We start from the raw sequence: 6,366 nt of genomic DNA on the forward strand, positions 1-6,366 counted from the left end.
CGAGGACAGCGGCAGGGTGGGCGGTGTGGGTGACGCGGTCGCCCGCCTGCTGCGCGACGCCGACGTCGACGTCCCGGTCCGCACCTACGGCATCCCGCGGCGCTTTCTCGACCACGCCAAGCGTGCGAAGATCCTCAGCGAGATCGGCCTGACCTCGCAGGACATCGCCCGGCAGGTCACCGAGGCGATCGCGAAGCGTTCTCCGGCCCTGGAGAACGAGCCGGCCGGCTGACCACACCTCCCTTCCAAACATCCTCGGCTCCGCCGTTCAGGCGGTGATCCGCTGGGCATGACCTGATGCGTCGGCAAGGGTGACCGCCGGCGCGTCAGGAGGGATCGTGGGTGTTCTTCGCGTCAAGTCGGTGGAGCAGTCGATCTCGGACACCGAGGCACCGGAACACCGGTTGCGCAAGGATCTCACCGCGCTGGACCTCACGGTCTTCGGTATCGGCGTCATCGTGGGCACCGGCATCTTCGTGCTCACCGGCCGGGTCGCCAGGGAGACGGCGGGGCCCGCGGTGGCGCTCTCCTTCGTGGCCGCCGGGATCGTCTGCGCGCTGGCGGCGCTCTGCTACGCCGAGTTCGCCTCCACCGTCCCGGTGGCCGGGTCCGCCTACACCTTCGCCTTCGCCACCCTGGGCGAGCTGCCCGCCTGGATCATCGGCTGGGACCTGACGCTGGAGATGATGCTCGGCGCCGCGGTCGTCGCGGTCGGCTGGTCGGGGTACCTGACCTCGCTGCTGGCGTCCCTGGGGGTCCCGCTGCCCGGCGTGATCGCGGGGGAGGGGGCGGTGTTCAACCTGCCCGCCGCGCTGGTCGTGCTGCTGCTCACCGGGGTCCTGGTCCTCGGGATCAAACTGTCCTCCCGGTTCAACCTGATCATCGTCACGATCAAGCTCGCGGTGATCCTGCTGGTCGTGGTGGCGGGGCTGTTCTTCGTCAGGGGCGCCAACTACTCGCCGTTCATCCCGCCGTCCAAGGCGACCCCCGCGGTGGAGGGACTGGCCGCGCCGCTGATCCAGGTACTGTTCGGCATCACCCCGGTCGCGTACGGGGTGCTGGGCATCTTCAGCGCCGCGGCGGTCGTGTTCTTCGCCTACATCGGCTTCGACGTGGTCGCCACCGCCGCCGAGGAGACCCGCGACCCGCAGCGGGACCTGCCCGTCGGCATCCTGTCCTCACTCGGTGTCTGCACCGTGCTCTACGTCGCGGTCTCGCTGGTCGTGGTCGGCATGCAGCCCTACCGTCAACTCAGCGAGGCGGCGCCACTGGCCGACGCGTTCAAGGCCGTCGGCCAGACCTGGGCCGCGTCGCTGATCAGCGTCGGCGCGCTGGTCGGCCTGACGGCCGTCGTGATGATCCTCATGCTGGGCATGTCACGGGTGATGTTCGCCATGTGCCGCGACGAACTGCTGCCAAGCGGGCTGGCCAAGGTCCATCCGAAGTACCGCACGCCGTACGTCATCACCATCATCATGGGTGTCGTCGTCGCGGTCCTGGCCGGGCTGGTGCCGCTGTCCACGATCGCCGAACTGGTCAACATCGGCACGCTCTTCGCGTTCGCGGTGGTCTCGATCGCGGTGGTCATCCTCCGCCGCACCCGTCCCGACCTGCCCCGCTCCTTCCGCACCCCGCTGGTGCCGCTGGTGCCCGTCCTGTCGGTGCTCGCCTGCCTCTACCTGATGCTCAACCTGCCGGTGGAGACCTGGATCAGGTTCGGGGCGTGGATGCTCCTCGGACTCCTGATCTACATCGGCTACGGCTACCGGCACAGCAGGCTGTCGGAGCAGCGGCGGGCAGCGACACGGTGACGCGCTCCCCCGTCCCGCGACGGCCGCGAGACAGGGGAGCCACACCGGGAAAGGGGTGCGTCAGGCGGGCACCGAGGCCACGCCAGGCGGCAGGAAGCGCACCTCGGAGATCCCCTCGCGGTCGAGGTAGGGGGTGACGCCGCCCAGGTGGAACGGCCACCCCGCGCCGAGGACCATGCACAGGTCGATGTCCTGGGGAGCGGAGACCACACCCTCGTCGAGCATGAGACGGATCTCCTCGGCCAGGGCCCGCAGCGCCCGCAGCCGGACCTGTTCGGCCGTGGACGGTGAGGTGCCCCCGGCGAAGAGGGCCACCGCCTCGGGGTCCAGGGAGAAGTCCGGCGCGTAGACACCCGGCTTACCCGCCGCGACCAGCCGGGCGAGGTTCTCCGACACCCCGTAGCGGGACGGGAACGCCTCATGCATCGTCTCGGCGACGTGCAGTGCCACGGCCGGGCCGACGAGCTGCAGCAGCGCGAACGGGGTCATCGGCAGGCCGAGCCCGTCCAGCGCGTGGTCGGCGAGCTCCAGCGGGGTGCCCTCGTCGACGGCACCGATGACCTCGCCCATGAAGCGGGTCAGCAGGCGGTTGACCACGAACGCGGGCGCGTCCTTGACCAGCACCGACGACTTCTTCAGCGACCGGCCGACGGCGAAGGCCGTGGCGAGCGTCGCGTCGTCCGTCCGCTCCCCTCGGACGATCTCCAGCAGCGGCATCACCGCGACCGGGTTGAAGAAGTGGAAGCCCACGACGCGCTCGGGGTGCCGGAGCCCCGAGGCCATCTCGGTCAGCGAGAGCGAGGAGGTGTTCGTGGCCAGCACGCACTCGGCGGAGACGACCGCCTCCACCTCGGCGAACACCTTCTGCTTGACCTTCATGTCCTCGAACACGGCCTCGATGACGAAGTCGGCGTCGGCGAACGCCTCCTTGGTCAGCGAGCCGGTCACCAGGGCCTTGAGCCGGTTGGCCTGGTCGCCGGAGACGCGGCCCTTGGCGAGCAGCTTGTCGATCTCGGTGTGCACGTAGCCCACGCCCTTGTCCAGCCGGGCCTGGTCCAGGTCGGTCAGCACGACCGGGACCTCCAGGCGGCGGGCGAACAGCAGCGCCATCTGCGAGGCCATCAGGCCCGCGCCGACGACGCCGACCTTGGTGACCTTGCGGGCCAGGGCCGCCTCCGGGGCTCCGGCGGGCTTCTTGGCCCGGCGCTGCACCAGGTCGAAGGCGTACAGGCCGGCGCGGAGCTCGTCGCCCATGAGGAGGTCGGCCAGCGCCCGGTCCTCGGCGGCGAAGCCCTCGTCGCGGGTGGCGGTGCGGGCCAGCTCGAGGAGCTCCAGCGCCCGGTACGGGGCGGGGGAGGCGCCGTGCAGCTTCATGTCGAGCAGGAAACGGGTGTCGGAGACGGTCTTGGACCAGTCCTCGGCGGTGTGGTCGGCGCGGGAGACGGTGACGTCGCCGCGCAGCACCGCCGAGGCCCAGCGCAGTGACTCCTCAAGGAAGTCGGCGGGCTCGAACATCGCGTCGGCGACACCCAGCCCGAACGCCTCCCTGCCCTTGATCATGCGGTTCTGCGAGAGCGGGTTCTCGATGATGAGCTTGACGGCCGCGGCCGGCCCGATCAGGCGGGGCAGCAACTGGGTGCCGCCCCAGCCGGGGACCAGGCCGAGGAAGCACTCCGGCAGTGCCACGGCGGGCACACCGGAGGAGATGGTCCGGTACGTGCAGTGCAGCGCGATCTCCAGACCGCCGCCCATGGCCGCGCCGTTGACGAACGCGAACGACGGCACGTCCAGCTCGCCGAGGCGGCGGAACACCTCGTGGCCCAGCCGGCCGATCTGTAGCGCCTGGTCCCGTTCCGAGACCAGCGCGGCGCCCTTGAGGTCGGCACCGACGGCGAAGACGAACGGCTTGCCGACGACGCCCACGGCCGCCAGGTCGCCGCGCCCGGCGATCGCGTCGAGGGCCTCGCCCAGCGAGGTCAGCCCCCCGGGGCCGAACGTCGACGGCTTGGTGTGGTCGAAGCCGTTGTCCAGCGTGATCAGGGCCATGGTGCCCGCACCCTGGGGCAGCTCCACGTCGTGGACCGTCGCCCGGGTGACGATCTCGTCGGCGAAGAGTTCCTTGATGTCCGTCACTTGTTACCTTCCCAGCTGAGGTTCTCCCAGATGACCGTTCCACCCATGCCCAGGCCGACGCACATCGTGGTCATGCCGTAGCGGACGTCGGGGCGCTCACCGAACTCGCGGGCGAGCTGCGTCATCAGGCGCACCCCGGAGGAGGCCAGCGGGTGGCCGAAGGCGATGGCGCCGCCGTAGGGGTTCACCCGGGTGTCGTCGTCGGCGATGCCGAAGTGCTCGAGGAACGCCAGCACCTGCACGGCGAAGGCCTCGTTGATCTCGAACAGTCCCATGTCGGAGATGGAGAGCCCGGCCAGGCGCAGCGCCTTTTCCGTGGACGGGATCGGCCCGACCCCCATGACCTCGGGGTCCACGCCGGCGAAGGCGTAGGAGACCAGGCGCATCTTCGGGGCGAGGCCGAGCTCCTCGGCGACGTCGGCGGCGGCCACGACGCAGCCGGTGGCACCGTCGTTGATACCGGAGGCGTTGCCCGCGGTGACCCGGCCGTGCGGGCGGAACGGGGTCTTCAGCGCGGCCAGACCCTCCAGCGTGGTGCCGGGGCGGGGGGCCTCGTCGGCGGTGGCCAGCCCCCAGCCCTTCTCGGCGGACCTGGTCGCCATCGGGACCAGGTCAGGCTGGATCCGGCCGTCGGCGTAGGCCTTGGCGACCTTCTCCTGGGAGGCGAGGGCGAAGGCGTCCGCGCGCTCCTTGGTGATGGAGGGGTAGCGGTCGTGCAGGTTCTCGGCGGTCATGCCCATGACGAGGGCGGAGCCGTCCACGAGTTGCTCGGCCAGGAAGCGGGGGTTGGGATCGACGCCCTCGCCCATGGGGTGGCGGCCCATGTGCTCGACGCCGCCGGCGATGGCGACGTCGTAGGCGCCGAAGGCGATGCCTCCGGCGACCGAGGTCACCGCGGTCATCGCGCCGGCGCACATGCGGTCGATCGAGTAGCCGGGCACGCTCTTGGGCAGCCCGGCCAGTATCGCGGCGGAGCGGCCGAGGGTCAGGCCCTGGTCGCCGATCTGCGTGGTGGCCGCGATGGCCACCTCGTCGACGCGCTCGGGAGGCAGATTCGGGTTACGCCGGATCAGCTCGCGGATGACGCGGATCACCAGGTCGTCGGCGCGTGTCTCGGCGTACAGGCCCTTGGGGCCCGACCTGCCGAAGGGTGTGCGCACACCGTCGACGAATACGACGTCACGAGACGAAGGCACGGGGTTCGCTCCTCGTTGCTGGATGGCTTCCCCCCTATGCTACTCGCGGGTAACAACGTTTGGCGCGGCCGGTCCCGCGCGAGGTGGGTAAGTTGTTCCCCAAGGTGCGCGGTCCGGTGCGGCATGTCCCGGATGCGGGACGGCGACAACTCTGACAGACTTTGGAAAACGCTTTCCGGGAGGTTGTCGGTGGTCACGCTTGAGGATGTCGCCCGGCACGCGGGCGTCTCGCTCGCCACGGCGTCACGGGTGCTCAACGGCAGCACCAGACAGGTGGGCGCATCCCTGCGGGCCAAGGTGGAGCTGGCCGCGGCCCAGCTGGGATACCGCACCAACGTGGCCGCGCAGACCCTCGCCAGGGGGGCCAGCAACGTGATCGGCCTGGTCGTTCACGATCTCACCGACCCCTACTTCGCCGCGATCGCCGACGGGGCCATGCGGGTCGCGGAGAACCAGGGGCTGATGGTCATGATCGGCACCACGCACCGCGACCCCCAGCGGGAGATCGCCTATGTCTCGACACTGAATGCGCAGCGGGTCCGCGCCGTGCTGCTGGTCGGCTCCCGGATCGCCGACGAGCAGCTGACCCGGCAGCTCCGCGAGGAGCTCGACCGCTACCGGGAGACCGGTGGCCGGGCGGCCTGCGTGGGCCAGGACCTGCTCGGGGTCGACGCGGTGGTGCCGGACAACCGCCTGGGCGCCGCCGCGCTGGCCCGTGCCCTCGCCGGGCTGGGGCACCGGAGCTTCGCCGTCCTCGCCGGGCCCGAGCGGCTGATCGCGTCCATGGACAGGGTGGCCGGGTTCGCCGCCGCGCTCGAAGAGCTCGGCCTGCCCGCGCCGCGTGTCCTGCACGGCTCCTTCGACAGGGAGGGCGGCTACTCGGCGGCCACCCAGGTGTCCGGGGTCACGTGTGTCTTCGCCGTCACCGACGTGATGGCGGTGGGTGCCCTGGCCGCCTTCAGGGACCGGGGCATCCGCGTCCCAGAGGACGTCTCGGTGGCGGGCTTCGACGACATCTCCACGCTGCGCGACCTGGTTCCCTCGCTGTCCACGGTGCGGCTGCCGCTCGCGGAGATGGGTGCCCGCGCACTGGAGATGGCCCTCGCCCCGGACGAGGGGGCCAGGGCCCAGGTCGTGACCGGCGAGGTGATCCTCCGCGAGAGCACCCGCGCTCTGGGGTGAGGTCGCCTCGGCCGACCCACCTCTGCCGCGACGCCCGCGAGGCG

The 6,366-nt window shown here is 71.0% G+C and carries 4 protein-coding genes and 1 pseudogene; 3 read left to right on the forward strand and 2 right to left on the reverse strand.

The genetic code is table 11. The features are described from left to right. Together ABZ260_RS44420 and ABZ260_RS44425 are read left to right on the forward strand one after the other, a co-directional pair. Positions 1 to 232, forward strand: a pseudogene (locus ABZ260_RS44420) (1-deoxy-D-xylulose-5-phosphate synthase); the annotation flags it as partial. A gap of 106 nt (positions 233 to 338) precedes the next feature. Continuing rightward, a complete protein-coding gene (locus ABZ260_RS44425) occupies positions 339 to 1,811 on the forward strand; it encodes an amino acid permease (RefSeq protein WP_355630108.1) in 1,473 nt (490 codons plus the stop codon). Positions 1,812 to 1,871: 60 nt separating this feature from the next. Here ABZ260_RS44425 and ABZ260_RS44430 read toward each other — a convergent pair whose 3' ends face one another. Beyond that, positions 1,872 to 3,944, reverse strand: coding sequence for a 3-hydroxyacyl-CoA dehydrogenase NAD-binding domain-containing protein (locus ABZ260_RS44430; protein WP_355630111.1), 2,073 nt, complete (start codon positions 3,942 to 3,944; stop codon positions 1,872 to 1,874). Next, positions 3,941 to 5,140, reverse strand: a complete 1,200-nt coding sequence (locus ABZ260_RS44435) for a thiolase family protein (RefSeq protein WP_355630114.1) — start codon at positions 5,138 to 5,140, stop codon at positions 3,941 to 3,943. The genes ABZ260_RS44430 and ABZ260_RS44435 overlap by 4 nt, the downstream gene beginning before the upstream one ends. A 189-nt stretch (positions 5,141 to 5,329) precedes the next feature. Between ABZ260_RS44435 and ABZ260_RS44440 the strand changes: the two genes are divergently transcribed. Continuing rightward, positions 5,330 to 6,322: a LacI family DNA-binding transcriptional regulator gene (locus ABZ260_RS44440; protein WP_355557757.1), complete on the forward strand. Its 993-nt coding sequence runs from the start codon at positions 5,330 to 5,332 to the stop codon at positions 6,320 to 6,322. Positions 6,323 to 6,366 lie beyond the last annotated feature (44 nt).

This window comes from Streptosporangium sp. NPDC006013 (assembly GCF_040614275.1).
Lineage (GTDB): Bacteria > Actinomycetota > Actinomycetes > Streptosporangiales > Streptosporangiaceae > Streptosporangium.